This window comes from Cupriavidus basilensis (assembly GCF_000832305.1).
GTDB lineage: Bacteria > Pseudomonadota > Gammaproteobacteria > Burkholderiales > Burkholderiaceae > Cupriavidus > Cupriavidus basilensis_F.
In genome coordinates, this window is record NZ_CP010537.1 from 582,290 (window position 1) to 604,709 (window position 22,420).

Genomic DNA, 22,420 nt, shown 5'->3' on the forward strand with positions numbered 1-22,420 from the left:
ATGGCACATTACAGCGCAAGAGAACTCGAGGAGTCGCAATGAAGTCAAGTTTCCACGTGATGCGTCGTCGGTCGCTCGGTCTGGTGGCCGCTGCGGTACTGGGGGCTGTAGCATTCCCCGCAGCGGCCGGCGGGGCATATCCGGACAAACCGATTCGGCTGGTCGTGGCGTTCTCGGCGGGAGGGCCCACCGACATCATCGCGCGTGTCATCGCGAAAGACATGAGTTCGCGGTTAGGGCAGCAAATTATCGTAGACAACCGGCCGGGTGCAGGCGGAAACATTGCTGCGGAGTTTGCGGCAAAGTCGCCGGCCGACGGATACACGTTGCTCTATAACAGCTCCTCGATTGCGATTTCTCCTGCGCTGTTCAATCTCTCGAAACTGAATCCGGATCAGATTTTTACGCCGGTCGGTTACGTAGCAAATGTGCCGCTTGTTCTCATCGTGAACTCGGCGTCGCCGGTCAAGACACCGGCCGACTTTATCAAGTTGCTCAAGGACAAGCCTGGCCAGCTGAACTTTGGCTCGTCAGGCAACGGCACCATCGATCATCTGACGAGTGCCGTGTTCGCTGACAAAACGAAGACGAAGTTCAACCACGTGCCGTACAAAGGCAACGCGGCGGCATTGCCTGACCTTCTGGCTGGCCGCATTGATTTCATGATGTCCGGAAGCCTGAATGCCGTCCTGCCGTTCGTCAAGGAAGGAAGGCTGCGCGCCATTGCTGCTACCACGTCGAAGCGAGTTTCGGTTTTGCCCGGCGTTCCTACGTTGGCGGAAACCGTGATTCCCGGATTTGACTCGGGCACGTGGCAGGGAATCGTGGCACCGGTGGGCGCCCCGGCGCAGGTCGTCGAACGCCTGAATCGCGAGCTGAACCAGACGCTGAAGTCGCCGGAAGTTGTGAAGGCGTTGCAAGCGCAAGGTGCGGAGCCCACCGGCGGAACGCCTTCGCAGTACCACGACCTCATCCACAAGGAGTACGTTCGTTGGACGAAGGTCGTCAAAGAGACCGGCGCTACGGCGAACTAAACGATTCAAGGCAAGGGAAGCATGTCGGTTTCCACTCCTGTGTGGGATTGCCACACGCATATCTACGGCCCTTACGATCGCTATCCGCTGCCCAAGGAAGCCGTCTATGTGCCAGAGGCCGCGCCATTCGACGCGCTACGTGCGGTACACAAATCGATTGGCATCACCCACGGGGTGATCGTCCAGGCTGCCAACTATGGGCCGAATCATTGCGCGTTGTTGGCTGCCTTGGATGCTGGCAATGGGGCGTATCGAGGCATCGCCGTCATTTCGCCAGAAATCCCGGATGAAAAGCTCGCGATGATGGCGGCTCGTGGCGTCAAGGGGATTCGGATTGGTTTGATGAGCCATCTGGGTAACTCGTTTGATGCCGGCAAGGTGCGAGCGCTGGTTGAGCGCATACGACCGTACGGTTGGCACGCGCTGATCCATGGAGAACCCGAGAACGTAATGGCTGCGGCGGATGCTGCTGGTCACTATGGCGTGAAGCTGGTCATAGATCACATGGCCCGTCTTTCCTTGGATGCGCCCGACCTGACTGCCCGCCTCGATGACATCTGCACGCTGCTGCGTCACGAGCATGTATGGATCAAGGTTTCCGGAGTTGACCGTATCACCAAGGGTCGACTGGACGCGCCAGAGGCCAAAGCGGTGTTGCAGCGCCTGGTAGAGACGGCGCCGAAGCGTGCAATCTGGGGGACGGACTGGCCGCATCCGAACCTGACTTATCCAGTGCCCAAGGACGATGCGCTGCTCTCCTGGCTAGGTTCCGCTGTCGGGGATGAAGCCATGCTGAAAGCCGTTCTGTCCGAGAACCCCGCCAGCCTGTATCAATAACAATGCCAGAGAGGAGACCATCATGCAGGACGCTTCCTTGTCGGTCGAGCCCATCCGCTATCCGGACGCACGCATTCAAGCACTCAGCCCGCGGTTCGAAAAGTACCACTTGCCTCTGGCAGCGATCGACCGCATCGCGACGGGTGGCCGATGGAATGAGGGGCCTGTGTGGTTTGGCGATGCACGCTGTCTGCTTTGGAGTGACGTGCCGAACAACCGGATTCTTCGCTGGGACGAGGAGACGGGCAACACCACCATCTTTCGCAAGCCATCTAACAACGCCAACGGGAATACCCGCGACAGGCAAGGGCGCTTGGTTACCTGCGAGCACGGCGGCCGACGAGTCACCCGTACTGAATACGATGGCTCCATCACCGTGTTGGCTGACCAGTACGACGGGAAGCCGTTGAATTCCCCCAACGATGTGGTTGTGAAGTCGGATGGATCTGTCTGGTTCACGGATCCGCCGTTTGGCATCGTCGGGTTCTACCAGGGCGAGAAAGCCGTAGCCGAGCTTCCCGAGCGTGTCTATCGCATTGATCCGCATACCGGGGAGCTGAGCGTGGTTGCTGACGATGTGAGCGGTCCAAATGGCCTGGCTTTCTCTCCAGATGAGAAACTTCTGTACGTCATCGAGTCCCGCACTCGTCCGCGTCGGATTCGTGCCTTTCACGTATCCGGCGACGGTGAAAGCCTGACGGACAGCAAGGTGTTGATCGATGCCGGACCCGGCACCCCTGATGGCTTCAGGGTAGATGTTGACGGAAACCTTTGGTGCGGTTGGGGAATGGGCACGCCTGAGCTTGACGGAGTACGGGTCTTCGCTCCGGACGGTGAGGCGATTGGTCACATTGGCCTGCCTGAGCGATGCGCCAATCTTTGTTTCGGTGGTCGTCACCGCAATCGGCTTTTCATGGCGTCGTGCACGTCAATCTACGCCCTGTACGTCAACACGCAAGGGGCAATCGGCGGCTGACTGGCGCCGATTCAAGCGTTTCCATAGAGGGGACAGTGGTATGAGAAGGACATTCCTGCGGGTGGCTTTGGCCTGCGCAATGGCAGCGCTTTGCTCGCAATCCGCGATGGCGGCGGATATCGCCCGGATGGTGGTAGCGTTTCCGGCTGGCGGTCCTGCGGATGCCCTGGCACGGTCGATCGCAAAACAGCTCGAAATCGAACTCAAGCGAACCGTCATCATCGACAACCGCCCAGGTGCAAATGGCGCTATCGCAGTCAGCGCGGTTACGAAGGGACCTGCCGATGGTTCGGTCTTCTTCCTGACCAGCGCCGGCGCAATCGTCATCAATCCAGCGTTGTATAAGAACCTGTCCTATAAGCCCGAAAAGGACTTGGTCCCCGTTTCTCTTGTGACGACCACGCCGCAGGTCATCGTTGCCCCTATGCAGTCCAAGTTCACGACGGCAAAAGACATCGTTGTTCTGAGTCGTTCGGGTAAGGCGGTGTCGCTGGCTTCCTCCGGGGTTGGCAGCATGCCGCATATGGCTATCGAACTCTTCAAGGCATCGACCGGCGCCGAGTTCCTCCATGTGGCATACAAGGGTGCAGCGCCGGCGATCACGGACACCATTGGCGGTCAAGTTGATGCGTTCTTCGGCGATGCCTCTGGCCTGCTGCCTTTCATCGCAGGAAAAAAACTCAAGCCCATCGCCGTGACGACGAGTGCGAGGCTGCCCTATCTTCCCAACGTGCCCACGCTTGAAGAGGGAGGTATCAAGGGGGTGATCGCCGAGAACTGGTACGGCGTGATGGTACCGGCCGGCACCTCGCAGAAGGTTGTCCAGGAACTCAATTCCGCCATTCGCAAGACGCTCGAGAACAAGGAAGTCAAGGCTGGTCTCACGACCATGGGCATGACTCCGGCGCCGTCGTCTCCCTCGGAATTCGCTTCACGGATCCGCTCGGATGGAGAGAAGTGGTCGCGACTCATCACGGAACGCCGCGTGAAGCCGGAGTGACACGCAACGGAACTTTCTGACCCCTGTCCGACTTTGTAAAGTCTCCAGGAATCGAGGCAGGGTTAGCCCGGCGGAGTGCCTACCGCCGGGCTTTTTTTGTATTTGCCGCAAGCGTCGTTCGGTGGCCGGCTTGGATGGTGCTCCGCAAAATTCCACGGTATGGAATTTGGGGGGTGTCCGATCGCCAGCTTGCCGCTAACCTGTATCTAACAAAGAAACGCGCTGAGATGAGGGACGTATCGCGTCTCACACGCTCAAGCATTCGTTAACAGGAGACAAGTATGAATATCATCCGTGCGGCCTTCGTGCGAAGCATCGCTCTCGCATTGATTCCACTGGCAGCCGCTGTTGCACCATCTGCGGCGTCTGCCGCCTATCCAGACAAGCCAATTCGCCTGGTCGTTCCGTTTGCTCCGGGCGGCGGCACGGATCTGGTTGCGCGGGCGATGGGAATCACGATGGGCGAGGAGCTGGGGCAGCCCGTCATTGTGGACAACAAGCCGGGTGGCAGCACCATCATCGGTACCGACGCGGTTGCGAAGGCCGCGCCCGATGGCTACACGATGGTGATGGCAACCTTGGCACACGCGGTCAACCCCAGCCTTCACAAGAAGCTGCCGTTCGATACCGAAAAGGCATTCGCTCCGGTGATGCTTGTCGGCCGGTCGCCCAATGTGCTGGTGGTTCGCCCCGATAGCGCGATCAAGTCCGTTCAGGATCTCATTGCTGCCGCCAAAGCGAAGCCTGGAAAAATCACCTACGCCTCGCAAGGCGCGGGCACGTCCGCCCACCTGGCCGGCGAGCTCTTCAAGAAGCTGGCCAAGGTCGACATGAACCATATCCCATACCGCGGTGCGGGCCCGGCAATTACTGACCTGCTTGGCGGGCAGGTCGATGTGATGTTCGCAACAGCGGCAGCCGTGGCACCTCATATCGAGAGCGGGAAGCTCCGCGCCATTGCAGTGACCACAGCGCAACGCTCGCAGGCTGGCGGCCTGAGCAAGGTTCCGACCATCGCCGAGAGCGGTGTCCCAGGTTACTCCGCCGACAGCTGGTACGGCCTCTTCGTGCCGGCAGGCACGCCCAAGGATGTTATCGCGCGTCTGAATGCTGCCGCCAAAAAGGCAGTTCAGACAGAAATGTTTCGCAAGCGTGCTGAACAGGAAGGCCTGACGGTGAGCGCCGGTTCCCCTGAAGAGTTTGGCCGGTATGTAGCCGGTGAGAGCCAGCGCTGGAGCAAGATCATCAAGGAATCAAACATCACGGCCGACTAACCGCGGTGTAGTTACGAAAACTGGATTGGATCATGGAAAACTATTCCCTTATCGAACTGAAGTACGAGTCTGGCGTGGCTGTCATCGCGCTTAACCGTCCCGAGAAGCGCAACGCCATGAGCGACGATATGCGCACCGAGTTCATCGACGCACTCGAGCGTGTTGCTGCCGACAAAGCGGTGCGGGCTCTGGTTATCACCGGAAACGGTAAGGGATTCTGCGCTGGCGGCGACGTATCCGGTATGAAGCGCCGGATGGAGGCGCCGCAAGGCGAGGTTGGGTTCAATGGCTGGAGTCGTCAGCAGCGCGTGCATTACACTCAAAAGCTGCTGCATACCATGCCCAAGCCGACCGTTGCGGCGGTCAATGGCGCAGCCGCTGGCCTTGGCGCAGACACGGCGCTGTGCTGCGACTTCGTCATCGCGTCGGAGCACGCATCGTTCTCCTGGTCTTACATCAATCGTGGCCTGATTCCGGACGGTGGCGGCATGTACTTCCTGCCGCGACGGGTTGGTCTGGCGAAGGCCAAGGAGTTGGTCTTTACCGGCCGGAAGGTCGCGATTGAAGAGGCAAAGGAGATTGGCATTGTCGATCGCGTCAGCCACGCTGACAGCCTCGTGGCAGACGCCGTGGCATGGGCAAAGGAACTGAGTCAAGGATCGCCCACTGCAATCGCGCTGGGCAAAACCATCATGAATCAGTCTTACGAATTGCCGGCGGATCAAATCTTTGCTCAGGGCAGCCAGGCTCAAGGCATCTGCTACACCAGCGCTGAACACCGTGAGTCGGTACTGGCGTTCCTGAACAAACTCGCAGACAAGGGCTGAGCCATGAATGCTATCCAACGCCTTGTGGCGCCGCGTAGCGTCGCAGTGATCGGTGCATCCGCCGACCCGACGAAGACGGCTGGCCGGCCGGTCCAATATCTCCGCAAGCATGGCTTCACCGGCGCTATCTACCCCATCAACCCGAAGGTTGGCGAGATTGATGGCCTGCGTTGTTACCCGGATGTGGATTCCCTTCCAGAGGTACCGGACGTCGGCATCGTACTGCTTGGCGCCGAGCGTGCGCATTTGGCGGTTCGCGACCTTGCTGCCAAGGGCGCCGGGGCTGCGATCGTGCTGGCAAGCGGGTACACGGAAACCGGCCCCGAGGGCGCACGGCGTCAAGCCGAACTGATTGAGGCTGCGGGCGATATGCGGTTGCTCGGCCCGAACACGATTGGCCTGGTGAACCTGACCGATGGAATTCCGCTCTCTGCCAGCGGCGCTCTGGAGATGGACAAGTTTCCGGCCGGCAGCATCGGCGTTGTGTCGCAAAGCGGCGGCATCCTCGGCGCGCTGTTGTCGCGCGCGGCTGCTCGAGGGATCGGGATGTCCAAGCTCGTTTCCACGAGCAATGAGGTCGATCTCGATCTGGCGGATTTTATCGACTACCTGGCGGACGACGAGGCCACCAAGGTCATCGCGCTGTATGTCGAGAGCATCCGCAATCCCGAGACCTTCCGGCGTGCCGCGCTGAAGGCGGCTCGCGCTGGCAAGCCCGTTGTGGCATTCAAGATCGGTCGTTCGGAGAGCGGCGCGCGCGCTGCGGTATCGCACACCGGTGCGCTGGCCGGTGCTGACCGAATGTATGACGCACTGTTCGACCAGGTGGGCGTCATTCGCGCGCAATCCTTCGCGGACCTGCTGGATATTCCGGCCGCGCTTTCCACGGGGCGCAAACTGGCAGGAAAGCGAATCGCGATCCTCACGTCTACAGGCGGTGCTGGTACGCTGGTTTCGGATAGCCTGGGTGTCGCCGGTTTCGAGACGCCGGCCCCGGATGAAGAGACGGCAGAGAAGCTGCGCGCGATGCAAAAAGGGGACCATGCCGCGCTGGACCGTAACCCGATTGACGTGACGTTGGCCGGCCTGCAGCCAGACCTGCTTCGTGCGGCGATTCGCATCCTGCTGGACAGTCCGAGCTACGATGCAGTCACCGTCATCGTCGGATCATCGAGTCTGGCAATGCCCGACCTGATGGCAAACGCCATTCGCGATTGCCTCCCGACCAGCGCCAAGCCGGTCATCGCATACGTCAGCCCGCATGCGCCGGAAGTGGCGTCGCTCTTGAATCGGTGCGCAGTGCCGGCGTTTTCGGCCCCCGAGGCCTGCACGGTGGCTTTCCAGGCGATGCTGCGCTCCGGCTCGTCTAATAGCGCAGAGGATCTCGGCACTGAACCGAAAGCCGCTCCCAAGCTGGACGACTTTGGTTCGGGATCACTGGATGAGGCGGCTGGCAAAGCACTGTTTGGTGCGTTTGGGGTGCCGGTGACGCGAGAGACGGTGGTGAAGAGCCCGGAAGAGGCTCTCGCGGCCGCCAGGCAGTTCGAGGGTGGCGTGGTGCTGAAGATCTTGTCTGGCGAGATCACCCACAAGAGCGATGTCGGCGGGGTGGCTGTCAATGTGGACCCCGCTCGGATTGGCGAGCGGCTGGTTCAGATGGGCGACCAGGTCGAACAGGCGGTCGGTACGCGCCCGACTCGCTTCCTGGTACAGGAAATGGTGAAGGGTGGCGTCGAGGTCATTCTCGGCATGCACCGGGACCCGCTTGGCACGGGCATTCTCCTTGGGATGGGCGGTGTCGCCGCGGAACTCTTTGAGGACACGACGCTGCGCCTGCTGCCGTCGGGTCGCGGTTTGTCGAAGACGGTCGCGCTGGAAATGATCCGCTCATTGAAGACCGCCCCGTTGCTGGAGGGTTATCGCGGTCGGCCGAGGGCGGATGTCGATGCGTTGGCTGATGCCATCGTAGCCTTCTCGGGCATGGTTGCTTCGCTCGGTGAAAAGCTGGTGGAGGCCGAAATCAACCCGGTCTTTGTCCTGCCGGAAGGACGCGGCGTGGTGGCTGGCGATGCCGTCGCAGTCCTCGGTGCCTGAAGTCCTGACGACTTCGGTGGAGGGGCGCAAGGTCGCATGGCGGGTCGTCGGTGACGGCCCGCCAGCGATTCTCCTGCATGGCGGCCATGGCTCATGGAGGCACTGGGCTCGGAATATCGCATCGTGGTCGGGCGTTCGCCGGCTGCTGATTCCCGATATGCCAGGGTTTGGCGACTCGGACGACTCGCCGTTTGCCGACATGGCCGGATTTGTCGGCCTGTTGGCGAAATCGATAGACCAACTACCCACCAGTGACGGAAGCGTCGACCTGGTGGGTTTCTCGTTTGGTGGGCTTGCTGCCGCTCATCTGGCATGGGGTGATGCAGACGTAACAGTCACCCCGGCCGGGATTCCAGACATCATCCATGTCTCCCGTCCCAATGCCGGTGCGCAATGCGCTGACGGCCGCACGCGTGTGTGCGTCGTTCCGGCAGCGGGGCATTGGGGCCAGTACGAGGCTGGTCAATCGGTGAACGAACTCCTGCTGCAGTTGTGGCAGGACACAGAAAATAGCCTGGCTGGTGCCGGGCGAGGAGCCTAAACGTGTACGCAACAGAAGCCTTCGGCGAGTTCTACGCCACCGTCCAGTCTGCGCCGCTTCCCCCGCAAGCCATGCACCACGCCAAGCGCGCCTTGGTGGATTGGCATGCCGCGGTTTATCCCGGTATCAGCCATGAGGCCGTTGCGATCCTGGAGCGCATTCTCGAAGACGAGTTGGGGAAGGGCAGCGCAAAGCTGGCTTCCGGCAAGTCCGCGACCATCAGGGCGGCGGCGTTGATCAATGGCGCGGCCGCGCATGCGGCGGAGATCGATGATAGTTTCAAGGACGCCATGTATCACCCGGGGGCACCTACGATTGCCGCGGCAATCGCTGCTGCCCAGGACGTAGGCGCCACCGGCGAGACGTTGCTCAAGGGCATTGTCGTCGGCTACGAGATCTCTACTCGCATCGGCGTTGCTCTTGGCCGCGGTCACTACAAATACTGGCACAACACCGCAACTGTCGGCGTATTTGGCGCCGCGTCCGCGGCGGCCTTCATTTACGGTGCAACGCCGGCCCAACTGACTCACGCGCTGGCAACGGCTGCGACCTTCTCCTCGGGCCTGCAGCAAGCGTTCCGGATGGACTCCATGTCGAAGCCGCTGCATGTGGGGCGCGCTGCGGAGGGAGGACTGCTGGCGGCCAAAGCAGCAGCCGCGGGCGCAACCGGTTCGCTGGATGTCCTGGATGGTGATGCCGGCCTCGGCAAGGCTATGTCCGATGGTGCGAACTGGGACGCGGTGGCTGCGACGCTCGGCAGTGACTTCCATATCTGCCGGTTGACTTTCAAGAACCACATCGGTTGCGGCCACACGTTCGCGGCGATTGATGGCGCCTTGGCGTTGAAGGCTGTGCTCGGCATCGATTCCAGCAAGATCAGACGCATCCACGTCGCGACATACCGGCCCGCACTCGATATTGCTTGCAATCTGAATCCGAAGACCGAGAATGAGGCCAAGTTCAGTTTGAAGTACATTGTCGCGACCGCTTTGGCATTCGGCAGCGTGCGGCTTGCAGCCTACACACCGGAAAGGATTACTGACGCCGAAACTCGCCGACTGATGGACTGCATGACCATTGAGGTCGATCCGGAGATTGACGCGGCGTTTCCCGGAAAGCGCGCTGCGAACATCCGCATCGAGACTGTCGACGGGCAAGTTGCCGAACACTTCCAGCCGAATCGCAAGGGCGACCCTGAGGATCCTCTCACCGATGCGGACCTCGATGCGAAGTTGCTCGAGCTTGCATCTCCTGTTCTGGGGCAATCCGTGGCAGAGAAGCTTGCTTCAATGCTTTGGCGTATCGACCGTGCGACAACGGTGGATTTCGCACGGTAACCCATAAAAACAAAGATCAGGAGGAGACAGAATGCGTAGAAATTTCTTGAGGCTGGCCTGCGTTTGCGCAGCGTTCTCGGCGCTGCCCGTCCTGGCCGCATCGTACCCGGACCGTCCGGTTCGAATTGTCGTCCCGTTTCCTGCAGGTGGCGGAACGGATGCCATTGCAAGGTCGCTCGGCGAAGCGCTGTCACGTCGCCTCGGCAAGCCATTCATCGTCGAGAACAAGCCGGGCGCGGCGTCCATCATGGGTTCGGACCAGGTAAGCAAGAGCCCGGCGGATGGGTATATGCTGCTTCTGACGACGAGCGCGTTCGCGATTGTGGCAAGCGTTGGTCCCAAGCTCCCCTATGACGGTACGCGCGCGTTCGAGCCGGTCGCGTCATTGGGGCGCGCGCCTAACGTTGTGCTTGTCCGAAAAGAGAGTCGGCTGACATCGATGGAAGACCTGTTGCAGGTTGCCAAGGCGTCCCCGGGGAAGCTGACATATGGCTCGGCTGGCAACGGAAGCTCGGTGCATCTGGCTGCCGAGTATCTGCAGGCGATGTCCGGCATCAGGTTGATTCATGTTCCTTACAAGGGATCGGCACCGCAGTTTGCCGACCTCCTCGCGGGCCATATCGATGCCGCGTTTGCCACCATGGCCAGCTCGGCGAGCCTCATCCGGGATGGCCGCGTGCGCGCGCTGGCCGTGACCTCCGCTGATCGCTCCCCCACGTTTCCGGGGGTACCGACCGTCGGTGAAGTTGGCGTGAAGGGATATAGCGCGGACGTCTGGTACGGTGTCTTTGCGCCGAAGGGCACGCCCCCGGCGATCGTCCAGGTTCTCTATCAAGCGATTGCGAGTGCTTCGGCGAGTGGCCCGTATCGCGAGCGTCTGACGCGGGAGGGCGTGACCGGTAAGGTAGGTTCGCCACAAGAACTGACGGCCACCGTCGACCAGGAAGTCGCGCGATGGAAGAGCGTCGCGAAGGAACGAAATATTCAGTTTGACTAGCCACATCGGCCTGCGGCTCACCATGACGAAACCCATCGCAAATCCAGACCGTGTGAAACCGGGAAAGGGAAAGGCGACACCCAACCGGTCGCTAGAACGGGGAATATCCGTCTTGCGGGCGTTCCGGGCAGGCTCGTCGATGCTCGGCAATAGCGAGATTGCTGATAGAACGGGACTCTCGCGGTCGACAGTGAGCCGACTTACGCAGTCTTTGGTCGAGAGCGGAATGCTCGATTATGTTCCGCAATTCCGCGCTTACCGGTTGGGCGTTCCGGTCCTGAGCATGGCGCATGCAATGCGCGACGGCTCCACGGTTCTAAAGGCGGCGACTCCACTCATGACAGAGGTGGCGACGCGCCACAAGATAAACGTCGGACTAGCGGTGGCTGATGATGATGACATGGTGTATCTGGAGTCATTCCGTTACAGCAGGCGCCAATCGCTCCGTACTATCGTTAGTGGCTTGCGTATCCCCATGGCTTTGACATCCCTGGGCAGGGCTTACCTGGCGACACTGTCCGCGACCAACTTTGACATTGCGATGCGCGAGATGGCCGGCCGTAACCCAGGGCGAGCGTGGCACTCTATTCGCAAGGAGATCGAACTGGCGGTCAAGTCAGTGCAGGAGAACGGATATTGCGTGGCGTCGTGGCAGCCGCAGGTGGTGGCAGTTGCAACGCCAATGCAGATCGAGGGCTATGGCACGTACGTCCTCAACGCCAGCATCTCGACTCAGCAGACGGTCGAGGAGGTCGAAGCCACGCTCGCAAAGCCTCTGCTGTCCTTGGCGGCCTCGATTCAAGCGGCGATCAGTCGTATTGAATGAATGCGACGAGGCACCGTGAGTTTGCTCACAACTTGCGTTGTCCGCTGTCTGTTGAGCGTTCGGGCGGGACGCTGTGTGCATCAGGTGATACTCTGGATTGGAGCCGCTCGCAAATCCGTATCAGAAGGTGTTAATGGACGACTTCAATGCGGCGGCGGCGGCGGCCGGTCGCTGGGACCTGCACAGCAATCCCAGCGGCGTGGGAGGAGGGCTACTTACCAAGGCCAAGCCAGCGCGAGAGATCGTCGCACACCTTGTGAAAAGCGCTTCGGAATCAATCTCTCGGCTGGCGGGCAGTATCTGACAGGCTAGGTTGCTATTGGATTAGACGAGGGCTTTCAATCCGAGGAGAGCCCTCGCCTCGGCAACAGTTGCCACGGGACGCTCGTACTCTTCGCAGAGTGCTGCGATTTGGCGGACCAAGGCAGCGTTTGACGGCGCGAGCGTATCTCGGTCCAGGCGAATGTTGTCTTCAAGACCCGTGCGGCAATGTCCGCCCAATTCAAGCGACCAGCGTGCCATGGTCATCTGGTCGCGCCCAATGCCAGCTCCCGTCCAGGTCGCGTTGGGCGAAAGCCTGCGCAGGGTCGCCGCATAGAACTCCAGAGCCTCGCGGTCGACGGGCATCGCGTTCTTGATGCCCATCACAAACTGGACATGCAGTTCTCCGGCGATCTTGCCGACCCGCTGCATATTGGCTGCCTGGAAGATCATTGATAGGTCGAAGGCTTCAATTTCGGGCTTGACGTCGTACGCCAGCATTTCAGATGCCAGCCAATCCACCAGGTCTGGCGAATTGTCGTAGACGCGGGTCGGGAAATTGACTGAGCCTGTCGCAAGTGAGGCCATGTCCGGGCGCAGGGAGATCATCCCACCACGTTCACGGCCTGCGCCGGAGCGTCCACCCGTTGAAACCTGGGTAATCATGCCTGGGGCATGCTTCCGAATCCCTTCGAGTACACGCGCGAACCGCGCGGGGTCCGAGGACGGAGTGCCATCGTCGTTTCGGACATGCAGGTGGACGAGCGTTGCTCCTGCTTCAAATGCTTCTTGAGTGGATTCGATTTGCTCGTCGACCGTAACCGGCACTGCCGGATTGTCGGATTTCCGCGGCAAGGAGCCCGTGATGGCCACGGAGATAATGCAAGGTTGGGTCATGAGTACCTCAAAGCAGGAAGCCGTATATTCGGTTACGGCCTGGATTCGTGGAGATTTTGCGCGAGCGAGAATCCAGTAGAGGTCAAATTCGCTCGGCTGTGACCGGAACTCGACAATCTCCACAACGGCTCGCCATTGGTCGCATCGGAGGCTTAGCCGAGGTCGCCGCCGCCCACGGGCAGGACGGTGCCGGTGATGTAAGAGGCCTCGTCGGACGCCAAAAACAGAATCGCGCGCACCTGTTCATCAATGGTGCCGTAGCGGTGCATCAGGCTGGATGCCATGGTCTGGTCGACGATGCCCTGGTACCACGCGGCTTCCTGCGGGGTCTGCTCCGCCGTGTTGCGGGGCACTTTGCGCGGCGGCGCTTCGGTGCCCCCGGTGGCGATCGCATTGACGCGGATGCCGTCCTGCGCGTGCTCGAAGGCGAGGCTGGCGGTCAGGGCGTTGACGCCGCCCTTGGCGGCCGCGTAGGGCACGCGGTAGATGCTGCGCGTGGCGATGGACGAGACGTTGACGATCACGCCCTGCTTGCGCTCGATCATGCCGGGCAGCACGGCGCGGCAACACCACAGGGTGGGAAACAGGGAGCGGCGGATCTCGGCTTCGATCTGCGCCTCCTCGTATTCCTGGTAGGGCTTGGCCCAGATGGTGCCGCCCACGTTATTGACGAGGACATCGATGCGGCCATGGGCCTGCAGCGCCGCGCTGGTCATCAGGCAGGCGCCGGCATAGGTTTCCAGGTCGGCCTCCACCGCTAGTGCCTGGCCGCCGTTCGCGTGGATTTGCGCGGCGACCTCGTGCACCAGTGCCGCGCGGTCGACCAGCACCAGGCTGGCGCCCTCGGCCGCGGCGGCTAGCGCCACGCCGCGTCCAATCCCCTGCGCCGCGCCGGTTACCACGGCGATTTTTCCGCTAAAGCGCGCGTTGTTGTTCATAGCGTGTCTTTGATCCGTGGAAGGTGGGTCAGGCAGCGTTGCTGGCCGAGAATTTTTCGTAGTGGAAGCTGGCCGGCGTCACCCCGGCGTCCTGCAGCCAGGCGCGCACCGCATCCACCATGGCAACGGGGCCGCACAGGTAGATGTCGACATCGCCGCCGTTGAGCCAGTCCCGCTCCACGTGCTGCGTGACATAGCCCTTGCGGGTTTCGTTGCTGACCGGATCGAGCACGCAGGTGCGGTACTCGAAGCCGGCGAGCTGGTCCTTTGCGCGGTCGAGTTGCGCCAATGCCACCAGGTCGATCTCATGCGTCACGCCATACACCAGGCGGATCGGGTGCGGGCTGCCGTTCGCGGCCAGCACGTCCAGCATGGACAGGAAGGGCGCGATGCCGGTGCCGCCCGCCAGGAACAGCACCGGGCGGGCCACTTCGCGCAGGTAGAAGCTGCCATAGGGGCCGGCGAAGGAAATGGGCTGGCCGGGCAGCGCCTCATTGCTCAGGAACTCGCTCATTCGGCCGTTGGGCACGTTGCGTACCACGAACGAGGTGCGGGCGGCGCCGGGGGCGGAGGAAAACGAGTACGAGCGGGTCAGGCCGGTACCCGGGATATCCACGTTCACATACTGCCCCGCCAGGAAGGTCGGGGCGGCGGCTTCACCGAGGTCGATCGAGAACCCGATGGTGGAGTCCGACAGCTTGTCCACCGCCGCCAGCTTGCCCTGGTAGCGGGTCACGCCGGTCTTGCAGGCGGCCGACGAGGCCGGCACCTTGATCACGCAATCGGAGCGCGGGCGGGTCTGGCAGGCCAGCACGTAGCCCTTGGCGGCCTCCTCGGGCGTCAGCGCGTCTTCGATATAGCTCGACGCCGGCAGGTCGTACTCGCCGGATTCGCACAGGCCGCGGCAGGTGCCGCAGGCGCCGTCGCGGCAGTCCAGCGGGATATTGATCTGCTGGCGATAAGCAGCATCGGACAGGGTTTCGTTGGCGGTGCAGGTGATGAAGCGGGTAACGCCGTCTTCAAACTGCAGAGCGATGTTGTATTCCATGGCGTGGTTCCTCCGGCGCGTCCGCTCAGATGTGATAGATGTCGATGACCTGGTTGATGTAGTCGTTCTTCAGCACGACGTACTTGTCCAGGATCTGCGCTTGCTCGCCGGCGAAGTCGATGACGTAGCGCGACATGCCGAAGTAGCTGTAGTTGGTCTTGTAGCGGTGGCTCAGCGTGTGCCAGTTGAAACGCACTGTGCAGACGCTGCCTTCCTGGCGCTCCAGTTCGACGTTGCTGATGTTGTGGCTGGTGCGCGTGTCCGGCATGGTGGCGCTGGAGCGCTCGGTCTTGATGCGGAACACGCGGTCTTCCAGGCCTTGGCGGTTCGGGTAGTAGATCAGCGAGATCTCGCGCTGCGGATCGGTCACCAGGGTGTCGTCATCGTCCCAGGACGGCATCCAGAACGCGGCATCCGGGTGATAGCAGGCCAGCCATTCATCCCATTGTTCGTCGTCAAGCAGGCGGCTTTCCCGGTAGAGGAAGGCCTGGATCCCGGCAAGGCCGATGGGTGCGGTCGTGGGCGTCGTTGGGGTCGTTGGGGGCGTTGAGGTCATTGGGGTCGTGCTCATGCTTCACTCCCGGCGCTGCTGATCTTGCTGGCTTCGGCTCCGGTGGCCTTCTTCATCACGTCCAGCCAGTAGCGGTGCTGCACCGTGTACAGGCCTTCGTCCTCGGTCTTGACGCCGCTCATCAACGGCTTGAGGCCAATCTTGCGCGCAGCCTCGTCGGCGCCCTCCACCCAGTGCGTGGCGCCGCGGCACATGTCGTTCCATGCCACCGCGCTGCCGGCATAGCCTTGCTGGCAGGCGCGGAATTCTTCCAGGTCGTCGGGCGTGGCCATGCCGCTGACGTTGAAGAAATCCTCGTACTGACGGATGCGGCGTGCGCGCGCGTCGTCGGCTTCGCCCTTGGGCGCGATGCAATAGATGGTGACTTCGGTCTTGTCAACCGACAGCGGGCGCAGCACGCGGATCTGCGAGCCGAACTGGTCCATCAGATAGACGTTGGGGTACAGGCACAGGTTGCGCGAGTTCTGGATCATCCAGTCCGCCGTCTCGGCGCCGCAGCGCTCGGCGAATTCCTCGCGCCGGTTGAAGTTCGGCCGGTCTTCCGGGTTGGCCCAGCGCGACCACAACAGCATGTGGCCGTGATCAAACGCGTAGAAGCCGCCGCCTTGCCGGCCCCAGTTGCCCGCATCCATGGCCCGGATCTTGTCCTCGCGGGCATTTTCCTGCTTGCGGTGATTAGTGGTGGCGGCGTAGTTCCAGTGCACGGCGGAGACGTGGTAGCCGTCGGCGCCGTTCTCGGTTTGCAGCTTCCAGTTGCCTTCGAAGGTATAGGTGGACGCGCCACGCAGCACTTCCAGGCCGTCGGCGGACTGGTCCACGATCATGTCGATGATCTTGGCCGCCTCGCCCAGGAAATCCTTGAGCGGCGCCACATCCGGGTTCAGGCTGCCGAACAGGAAGCCGCGGTAGTTCTCGAAGCGCGCCACCTTCTTCAGGTCGTGCGAGGCTTCCTTGTTGAAGCAATCGGGGTAGCCGGCGCCTTCCGGATCCTTGACCTTGAGCAGCTTGCCGCTGTTGTTGAAGGTCCAGCCATGGAACGGGCAGGTGTAGGTCGCCTTGTTGCCGCGCTTGTGGCGGCACAGCATGGCGCCGCGATGGGTGCAGGCGTTGATCAGCGCGTTGAGTTCGCCCTGGCGGTTGCGTGCGATCACGATCGGCTGGCGGCCGATGTAGGTGGTGTAGTAATCGTTGTTGCCGGGGATCTGGCTTTCGTGGGCCAGGTAGATCCAGTTGCCCTCGAAGATGTGCTTCATCTCGAGTTCGAACAGGGCCTCGTCGGTGAAGGCGCTGCGATGCAGGCGGTGGTCGCCGGTCTCGCGGTTTTCCACCAGGTAGTCGTCCAGGCGCTTCAGGGCCGGGCTGTGGTCCGGGTAAATGGGGATCATGCGGTGTCTCCTGCATCCGTGGCGGATGCGCCGGGCCGTGAGGGATCCTCAGAAGCGGCCCTGATGTTGCTGCGTCGTGGCTGATGCTGTGGGAGGCGCCTGAGGTGCTTGAGGTGCCTCAGGCGCCGTGGCTTATGCGGCGGCGCGCGTGCGCTCCACTTCCGGTACCGGCGCTGCCGCGCAATCGGCGTACAGGCGGAAATCGAAATCGATGGAGGCAAACGGCTTGTCCAGGCCGTGCTCGGCCAGTGCCCGCGGGGACTCGACGTGCCTGAGCGCTGGCACCAGGCCCTCGCGGCTGGCAAAGGCAAAGTCGTCCCACAGGTATTCGTCGCCGTCGATGTTGATCTGGGTGGTCAGCTTGCGATGGCCGGGCGCGGACACGAAGAAGTGAATGTGCGCGGGACGCCGGCCATGGCGGCCCAGCAGGTCCAGCAGGCGCTGCGTGGTGCCTTGCGGCGGGCAGCCATAACCCATCGGCACGATGCTGCGGAACTGGTAGCGGCCCTCGCTATCGGTGGTGATGGTGCGGCGCAGGTTGAAGTCGGACTGCGTCTTGTCGAAGAACGAGTAGTTGCCGAGCAGGTTGGCATGCCAGACCTCCACCGAGGCGCCCGGCAGCGGCTTGCCGCTGGTGTCGAACACCGTGCCCTGCATGAACAGGACTTCGCCCTGGCCGTCTTCGCTGCCGTCGTCCAGCCGCGCGAAGCCTTCGCTCGCGGGCGCACCGGCCACGTACAGCGGGCCTTCGATGGTGCGCGGCGTGCCGCCGGCGAGACCGGCCTTTGCCTCGGCTTCATCCGCGCGGATGTCCAGGAAGCGCTCCAGGCCCAGGCCGGCGGCCAGCAGGCCAAGTTCCGGCCCGGCCTCGGCGAAGTACTCGATGCCCTTCCAGACTTCGCTGGCGCTCAGGTCCAGGTCTTCGATCGCCTTGAAGAGATCGGTGGTCAGGCGAACCACCACGCTTTGCACACGCGCATCGGCCTTGCCGCTGGCGGTGTCGAGGATGAACGCTTTCACCAGCGCTTCGATTTCCGGGTGCGTCATTTGTCTGCTCCTTGTCTCTGGTTTTCTATGTGGGGTCCGTCTTTGCAGTGGCATTGCGCCACGGAAGCGTGATCCGAACTAAAATGCCATAAAGGTATAAAAAGTCGTTGTCACAGCCTGATGCGAAGGATAGGAGTGCCAAAATCGGTGGTCCAACACTGTTTTAGTATTGGCTGGATACTTAAAAGGTATAGTCGTGGACTTGCGTCACTTACGTTACTTTGTTGCCGTCGCGGAGGAGCTCAACTTCACTCGCGCGGCCGAACGGCTGCATATCGCCCAGCCGCCGCTGAGCCGGCAGATCCAGCAACTGGAAGAGGGCCTGGGGGTGCAGCTCTTCGAGCGCAACGCGCGCCCGCTCAAGCTGACCGAGGCCGGGCGCTTTTTCTACGCGCACGCCCAGCAGTTGCTGGCGCAAGCCGCGGAGCTGGAGTCGATGACACGGCGGGTGGGGCAGATCGAGCGGAAGATGTCGCTCGGCTTTGTCGGCTCGACCCTGTACGGCATGCTGCCCAAGATCATCCGGCGCTTTCGCGCCGAGCACCCGCAGATCGAGCTGAGCCTGGTGGAGATGACCACCATGGACCAGATCGCGGCCCTCAAGCAGGGCACCATCGACGTGGGGTTTGGCCGCATCCGGCACGAGGACCCGAACGTGCGCCGGGTCGTGCTGCGCGAGGAGCGGATGATCGTGGCGCTGCCGGTCGGGCACCCGCTCTCGCTGGCCAAGCCGGTGCTGGCCCTGCACGACCTGCTGGGCGAGACCCTGATCATCTTTCCCAAGGCGCCCCGACCAAGCTATGCCGACCAGGTGCTGGCGGCGTTTCATGACCGGGCCTTGCAGCCCGGGCGTATCCATGAAGCGCGTGAGCTGCAGATCGCGCTGGGGCTGGTGGCGGCCGGCGAGGGTATTTCGATCGTCCCGAGCAGCGTGCACGGCCTCAAGCGGGACGACATCAGCTACCGGGAGCTGGACGATCCCAACCTGGTCTCGCCCATCATCATGAGCATGCGCAGGCTCGACGAGACCGAGGAGATCAGCGCCTTGCTGGACATGATCTACCGGCTGTATGAGGAGGAGAAGCTGGTTTTCCTGCCGCCGAGCCAGGATTGATGGCTGCTGGCCTGATGGCGCCGGGGGAACTCTTGCATGCGGCCTGGCCTTGATTTGATTGGGTTTTCCGTTTCTAACTCTTATATAAGATATAAGACGTTTGACCCAAGGGGGCACTTTATTTTACAATCGCGGCACAACCGGTTTTTGCAACCCTATTACTCCGCAGGTTCCCATGCTTGAAAACTATCGCGCCCATGTAGCCGAACGCGCCGCGCTTGGCATCCCCCCTCTGCCGCTGACCGCCAAGCAGACTGCGGAGTTGATCGAATTGCTGAAATCCCCGCCGGCTGGCGAGGAACAAGTCCTGGTTGACCTGATCACGCATCGCGTGCCGGCGGGCGTGGACGACGCCGCCAAGGTCAAGGCCTCGTACCTGGCAGCCGTGGCGCTGGGCAAGGAAGCCTGCGCGCTGATCTCGCGTGCCAAGGCTGCCGAGCTGCTGGGCACCATGCTGGGCGGCTACAACATCTCCCCGCTGATCGAGCTGCTGGACGACGCCGAGATTGGTCCCGTTGCGGCTGAGGCGCTCAAGAAGACGTTGCTGATGTTCGACGCCTTCCACGACGTCAAGGAAAAGGCCGACAAGGGCAACGCCATCGCCAAGTCCGTGCTGCAAAGCTGGGCCGACGCCGAGTGGTTCACCAGCCGTCCGGAAGTGCCGCAAAGCCTGACCGTGACCGTGTTCAAGGTCACCGGCGAAACCAACACCGACGACCTCTCGCCGGCGCCGGACGCCACCACCCGCCCCGACATCCCGCTGCACGCGCTGGCCATGCTGAAAAACGCGCGCCCGGGCATCACCCCGGAAGAAGACGGCAAGCGCGGCCCGGTCAAGTTCATCGAATCGCTGAAGGAAAAGGGCAACCTGGTTGCCTACGTGGGTGACGTGGTCGGTACCGGTTCCTCGCGCAAGTCCGCCACCAACTCGGTGCTGTGGTTCACCGGCGAAGACATCCCGTTCGTGCCGAACAAGCGTTTCGGCGGCGTGTGCCTGGGCAGCAAGATTGCCCCGATCTTCTACAACACCATGGAAGACGCCGGCGCACTGCCGATCGAGCTGGACGTGTCGCAGATGGAAATGGGTGACGTGGTCGAGCTGCGTCCCTATGATGGCAAGGCCCTGAAGAACGGCCAGGTGATCGCCGAGTTCACCGTCAAGTCCGACGTGCTGTTCGACGAAGTGCGCGCTGGCGGCCGTATTCCCCTGATCGTTGGCCGTGGCCTGACCGCTAAGGCCCGCGAGGCGCTCGGCCTGGCCCCGTCCACGCTGTTCCGCCTGCCGCACAACCCGGCCGACACCGGCCGCGGTTTCACGCTGGCCCAGAAGATGGTTGGCCGCGCCTGCGGCCTGCCGGAAGGCAAGGGCATCCGCCCGGGCACCTACTGCGAACCGAAGATGACCTCGGTGGGCTCGCAAGACACCACCGGCCCGATGACCCGCGACGAGTTGAAGGACCTGGCTTGCCTGGGCTTCTCGGCCGACCTGGTGATGCAGTCGTTCTGCCACACCGCCGCTTATCCGAAGCCGGTCGACGTCAAGACCCATCACACGCTGCCGCAGTTCATCAGCACCCGTGGCGGCATCTCGCTGCGCCCGGGCGATGGCGTGATCCACTCGTGGCTGAACCGCATGCTGCTGCCCGACACCGTTGGCACCGGCGGCGACTCGCACACCCGCTTCCCGATCGGCATCAGCTTCCCGGCAGGCTCGGGCCTGGTGGCGTTCGCCGCCGCCACCGGCGTGATGCCGCTGGACATGCCGGAATCCGTGCTGGTGCGCTTCAAGGGCAAGATGCAGCCCGGCGTCACCCTGCGTGACCTGGTCAACGCCATTCCGCTGTACGCCATCAAGTCGGGTCTGCTGACCGTGGCCAAGCAAGGCAAGAAGAACATCTTCTCGGGCCGCGTGCTGGAAATCGAAGGCCTGCCCGACCTGAAGGTCGAGCAAGCGTTCGAGCTGTCCGACGCTTCCGCCGAGCGTTCGGCCGCCGGTTGCTCGGTGCGCCTGAACAAGGAACCGATCATCGAGTACATCAACAGCAACATCACGCTGCTGAAGTGGATGATCGCCGAAGGCTACCAAGACCCGCGCAGCCTGTCGCGCCGTATCCAGGCCATGGAAGCCTGGCTGGCCGATCCCAAGCTGCTCGAGCCGGATGCGGACGCCGAGTACGCCGCCGTGATCGAGATCGACCTGGCCGACGTGCACGAGCCCATCGTGGCCTGCCCGAACGACCCGGACGACGTCAAGACCCTGTCGGAAGTGGCTGGCGCCAAGATCGACGAAGTCTTCATCGGTTCGTGCATGACCAACATCGGCCACTTCCGCGCAGCCTCCAAGCTGCTCGAAGGCAAGCGCGACATCCCCGTCAAGCTGTGGGTTGCCCCGCCGACCAAGATGGACGCCAAGCAACTGACCGAAGAAGGCCACTACGGCGTGTTCGGCACGGCCGGCGCCCGCACCGAAATGCCGGGTTGCTCGCTGTGCATGGGTAACCAGGCACAAGTGCGCGAAGGCGCCACGGTGATGTCGACCAGCACCCGTAACTTCCCGAACCGTCTGGGCAAGAACACCAACGTGTACCTGGGTTCGGCCGAGCTGGCGGCAATCTGCTCGCGCCTTGGCCGCATCCCGACCAAGGAAGAGTACATGTCGGACATGGGCGTGCTGGCCACCAACGGCGACCAGATCTACAAGTACCTGAACTTCGACAAGATCGAAGACTTCAAGGGCGTGGCGGATACGGTGACGGTGTAAGCGGTATTGGTTTTCCAGCCGTACGTTTGAAAGGCCCCTTGCGGGGCCTTTCTTTTGGTTGGTCGCTGTGTTTTTAGCGGCGTTGGTTTTTGGGTCCAAAAACCAACACCACCCACAAAAAACCAAATAGCACTAAACCACACCTAGTTCTCCCCCTTCACATCATGGCCCGCCTGAATCTCGAATTCCCCGAAGACCAATTCTGCTACTCCACCCACCTGACGGTGCGCGTGACCGATATCAACGCCGCCAACCACCTCGGCAACGACTCGATGATCTCGATGATTTCCGAGGCGCGGGCGCGCTTTTTGTTCGACCTGCGCACGGCAGACGAGCCGGATACGCAGACCGACCAGGTGGGCATCATCGTGACCGACCTGGCCACCACCTACCGCAATGAAGCCCATGCCCGCGACCAACTGCTGTTCGAGGTGGGGGTGATGGACTTCAATCGCTATGGCGGCGATATCACCTTCCGCATCACGCGCCCGGCAGACCAGGCGCTGGTGGCCATGGCCAAGTCCGGTTTTGTCTTTTTCAGCTACGAGCGCAAGCAGGTCGTGCCGATGCCGGAGGCGTTCGCGCGCAAGTTCCCCAAGGTCAACTGGGTGGACCGCGGGGTGGCCAAGGCAGGCTAAGTCAGGCCAGGGCTCAG

At 62.1% G+C, this 22,420-nt stretch carries 21 protein-coding genes; 15 read left to right on the forward strand and 6 right to left on the reverse strand.

Going from position 1 to position 22,420, the window contains the following annotated elements; genetic code table 11:
• The first annotated feature begins 38 nt into the window (after window positions 1-38).
• The 12 genes from RR42_RS23425 to RR42_RS40475 all read left to right on the forward strand — a co-directional run bounded on the left by RR42_RS23425 (window position 39) and on the right by RR42_RS40475 (window position 12,047).
• The gene (locus RR42_RS23425) at window positions 39-1,034 is read left to right on the forward strand and encodes a Bug family tripartite tricarboxylate transporter substrate binding protein (protein ID WP_043353439.1); all 996 of its coding nucleotides are present in this window, start codon (window positions 39-41) and stop codon (window positions 1,032-1,034) included.
• A gap of 21 nt (window positions 1,035-1,055) precedes the next feature.
• Window positions 1,056-1,871 carry an amidohydrolase family protein gene (locus RR42_RS23430; RefSeq protein ID WP_043353441.1) on the forward strand — a complete coding sequence of 272 codons (816 nt, stop codon included), beginning with the start codon at window positions 1,056-1,058 and terminating at the stop codon, window positions 1,869-1,871.
• A 22-nt stretch (window positions 1,872-1,893) separates the two neighbouring features.
• Window positions 1,894-2,847, forward strand: coding sequence for an SMP-30/gluconolactonase/LRE family protein (locus RR42_RS23435; protein WP_043353443.1), 954 nt, complete (start codon window positions 1,894-1,896; stop codon window positions 2,845-2,847).
• 40 nt (window positions 2,848-2,887) lie between these two features.
• Window positions 2,888-3,847, forward strand: coding sequence for a Bug family tripartite tricarboxylate transporter substrate binding protein (locus RR42_RS23440; RefSeq protein WP_043353445.1), 960 nt, complete (start codon window positions 2,888-2,890; stop codon window positions 3,845-3,847).
• A 281-nt stretch (window positions 3,848-4,128) separates the two neighbouring features.
• Window positions 4,129-5,121 carry a tripartite tricarboxylate transporter substrate binding protein gene (locus RR42_RS23445; RefSeq protein ID WP_043353447.1) on the forward strand — a complete coding sequence of 331 codons (993 nt, stop codon included), beginning with the start codon at window positions 4,129-4,131 and terminating at the stop codon, window positions 5,119-5,121.
• A gap of 32 nt (window positions 5,122-5,153) precedes the next feature.
• A complete protein-coding gene (locus RR42_RS23450) occupies window positions 5,154-5,948 on the forward strand; it encodes an enoyl-CoA hydratase/isomerase family protein (RefSeq protein ID WP_043353449.1) in 795 nt (264 codons plus the stop codon).
• Window positions 5,949-5,951: 3 nt separating this feature from the next.
• Window positions 5,952-8,042, forward strand: a complete 2,091-nt coding sequence (locus RR42_RS23455) for an acetate--CoA ligase family protein (protein WP_043353450.1) — start codon at window positions 5,952-5,954, stop codon at window positions 8,040-8,042.
• Entirely contained in the window at window positions 8,035-8,583 is a 549-nt protein-coding gene (locus RR42_RS37850) for an alpha/beta fold hydrolase (RefSeq protein WP_236702166.1), read from the forward strand. Before RR42_RS23455 ends, RR42_RS37850 begins: the two co-directional genes overlap by 8 nt.
• Window positions 8,584-8,585: 2 nt before the next feature.
• Window positions 8,586-9,920, forward strand: a complete 1,335-nt coding sequence (locus tag RR42_RS23465; RefSeq protein WP_043353451.1) for an MmgE/PrpD family protein — start codon at window positions 8,586-8,588, stop codon at window positions 9,918-9,920.
• Between the two features lie 31 nt (window positions 9,921-9,951).
• Window positions 9,952-10,917: a Bug family tripartite tricarboxylate transporter substrate binding protein gene (locus tag RR42_RS23470; protein ID WP_043353452.1), complete on the forward strand. Its 966-nt coding sequence runs from the start codon at window positions 9,952-9,954 to the stop codon at window positions 10,915-10,917.
• Window positions 10,918-10,939: 22 nt separating this feature from the next.
• Window positions 10,940-11,743: an IclR family transcriptional regulator gene (locus tag RR42_RS23475; RefSeq protein ID WP_043357707.1), complete on the forward strand. Its 804-nt coding sequence runs from the start codon at window positions 10,940-10,942 to the stop codon at window positions 11,741-11,743.
• 133 nt (window positions 11,744-11,876) lie between these two features.
• Window positions 11,877-12,047, forward strand: a complete 171-nt coding sequence (locus RR42_RS40475; RefSeq protein ID WP_158408298.1) for a hypothetical protein — start codon at window positions 11,877-11,879, stop codon at window positions 12,045-12,047.
• Window positions 12,048-12,067: 20 nt separating this feature from the next.
• On the opposite strand, the gene RR42_RS23480 is transcribed toward RR42_RS40475, so the two are convergent.
• The 6 genes from RR42_RS23480 to catA all read right to left on the reverse strand — a co-directional run bounded on the left by RR42_RS23480 (window position 12,068) and on the right by catA (window position 17,890).
• A complete protein-coding gene (locus tag RR42_RS23480; protein ID WP_043357708.1) occupies window positions 12,068-12,901 on the reverse strand; it encodes a 3-keto-5-aminohexanoate cleavage protein in 834 nt (277 codons plus the stop codon).
• Between the two features lie 152 nt (window positions 12,902-13,053).
• Window positions 13,054-13,839 carry a 1,6-dihydroxycyclohexa-2,4-diene-1-carboxylate dehydrogenase gene (locus RR42_RS23485; RefSeq protein ID WP_043353454.1) on the reverse strand — a complete coding sequence of 262 codons (786 nt, stop codon included), beginning with the start codon at window positions 13,837-13,839 and terminating at the stop codon, window positions 13,054-13,056.
• A 28-nt stretch (window positions 13,840-13,867) separates the two neighbouring features.
• Window positions 13,868-14,887: a benzoate 1,2-dioxygenase electron transfer component BenC gene (benC, locus tag RR42_RS23490; RefSeq protein ID WP_043353455.1), complete on the reverse strand. Its 1,020-nt coding sequence runs from the start codon at window positions 14,885-14,887 to the stop codon at window positions 13,868-13,870.
• A gap of 25 nt (window positions 14,888-14,912) precedes the next feature.
• On the reverse strand, window positions 14,913-15,443 hold the full coding sequence (gene benB, locus RR42_RS23495) for a benzoate 1,2-dioxygenase small subunit (protein ID WP_052494889.1): 531 nt from the start codon (window positions 15,441-15,443) through the stop codon (window positions 14,913-14,915).
• An 11-nt stretch (window positions 15,444-15,454) separates the two neighbouring features.
• Window positions 15,455-16,843 (reverse strand): benzoate 1,2-dioxygenase large subunit, encoded by a 1,389-nt coding sequence (benA, locus tag RR42_RS23500; protein ID WP_043353457.1) that lies wholly within the window; start codon window positions 16,841-16,843, stop codon window positions 15,455-15,457.
• A 132-nt stretch (window positions 16,844-16,975) separates the two neighbouring features.
• On the reverse strand, window positions 16,976-17,890 hold the full coding sequence (gene catA / locus RR42_RS23505) for a catechol 1,2-dioxygenase (protein ID WP_043353459.1): 915 nt from the start codon (window positions 17,888-17,890) through the stop codon (window positions 16,976-16,978).
• A gap of 196 nt (window positions 17,891-18,086) precedes the next feature.
• On the opposite strand from catA, the gene RR42_RS23510 reads away from it, so the two are divergent.
• From RR42_RS23510 to RR42_RS23520, 3 genes are all read left to right on the forward strand, one after another.
• Window positions 18,087-19,004, forward strand: a complete 918-nt coding sequence (locus RR42_RS23510; protein WP_043353460.1) for a LysR family transcriptional regulator — start codon at window positions 18,087-18,089, stop codon at window positions 19,002-19,004.
• 175 nt (window positions 19,005-19,179) lie between these two features.
• Window positions 19,180-21,765: a bifunctional aconitate hydratase 2/2-methylisocitrate dehydratase gene (gene acnB, locus RR42_RS23515; protein ID WP_043353461.1), complete on the forward strand. Its 2,586-nt coding sequence runs from the start codon at window positions 19,180-19,182 to the stop codon at window positions 21,763-21,765.
• Between the two features lie 164 nt (window positions 21,766-21,929).
• Complete coding sequence (locus tag RR42_RS23520) at window positions 21,930-22,403, forward strand: thioesterase family protein (RefSeq protein ID WP_043353463.1); 474 nt, start codon at window positions 21,930-21,932, stop codon at window positions 22,401-22,403.
• The last annotated feature ends 17 nt before the right edge of the window (window positions 22,404-22,420 follow it).

Excerpts from the sequence above, each read along its gene's own strand:
- RR42_RS23475 (WP_043357707.1), top strand. The coding sequence starts at position 10,940 with ATGACGAAACCCATCGCAAATCCAGACCGTGTGAAACCGGGAAAGGGA.
- benA (WP_043353457.1), bottom strand. The coding sequence starts at position 16,843 with ATGATCCCCATTTACCCGGACCACAGCCCGGCCCTGAAGCGCCTGGAC.
- RR42_RS23450 (WP_043353449.1), top strand. The coding sequence starts at position 5,154 with ATGGAAAACTATTCCCTTATCGAACTGAAGTACGAGTCTGGCGTGGCT.
- RR42_RS23440 (WP_043353445.1), top strand. The coding sequence starts at position 2,888 with ATGAGAAGGACATTCCTGCGGGTGGCTTTGGCCTGCGCAATGGCAGCG.
- RR42_RS23520 (WP_043353463.1), top strand. The coding sequence starts at position 21,930 with ATGGCCCGCCTGAATCTCGAATTCCCCGAAGACCAATTCTGCTACTCC.
- benC (WP_043353455.1), bottom strand. The coding sequence starts at position 14,887 with ATGGAATACAACATCGCTCTGCAGTTTGAAGACGGCGTTACCCGCTTC.
- RR42_RS23430 (WP_043353441.1), top strand. The coding sequence starts at position 1,056 with ATGTCGGTTTCCACTCCTGTGTGGGATTGCCACACGCATATCTACGGC.
- RR42_RS23485 (WP_043353454.1), bottom strand. The coding sequence starts at position 13,839 with ATGAACAACAACGCGCGCTTTAGCGGAAAAATCGCCGTGGTAACCGGC.
- RR42_RS23480 (WP_043357708.1), bottom strand. The coding sequence starts at position 12,901 with ATGACCCAACCTTGCATTATCTCCGTGGCCATCACGGGCTCCTTGCCG.
- RR42_RS23445 (WP_043353447.1), top strand. The coding sequence starts at position 4,129 with ATGAATATCATCCGTGCGGCCTTCGTGCGAAGCATCGCTCTCGCATTG.
- RR42_RS23470 (WP_043353452.1), top strand. The coding sequence starts at position 9,952 with ATGCGTAGAAATTTCTTGAGGCTGGCCTGCGTTTGCGCAGCGTTCTCG.
- RR42_RS23425 (WP_043353439.1), top strand. The coding sequence starts at position 39 with ATGAAGTCAAGTTTCCACGTGATGCGTCGTCGGTCGCTCGGTCTGGTG.
- benB (WP_052494889.1), bottom strand. The coding sequence starts at position 15,443 with ATGACCTCAACGCCCCCAACGACCCCAACGACGCCCACGACCGCACCC.
- catA (WP_043353459.1), bottom strand. The coding sequence starts at position 17,890 with ATGACGCACCCGGAAATCGAAGCGCTGGTGAAAGCGTTCATCCTCGAC.
- RR42_RS23435 (WP_043353443.1), top strand. The coding sequence starts at position 1,894 with ATGCAGGACGCTTCCTTGTCGGTCGAGCCCATCCGCTATCCGGACGCA.
- RR42_RS23455 (WP_043353450.1), top strand. The coding sequence starts at position 5,952 with ATGAATGCTATCCAACGCCTTGTGGCGCCGCGTAGCGTCGCAGTGATC.
- acnB (WP_043353461.1), top strand. The coding sequence starts at position 19,180 with ATGCTTGAAAACTATCGCGCCCATGTAGCCGAACGCGCCGCGCTTGGC.
- RR42_RS40475 (WP_158408298.1), top strand. The coding sequence starts at position 11,877 with ATGGACGACTTCAATGCGGCGGCGGCGGCGGCCGGTCGCTGGGACCTG.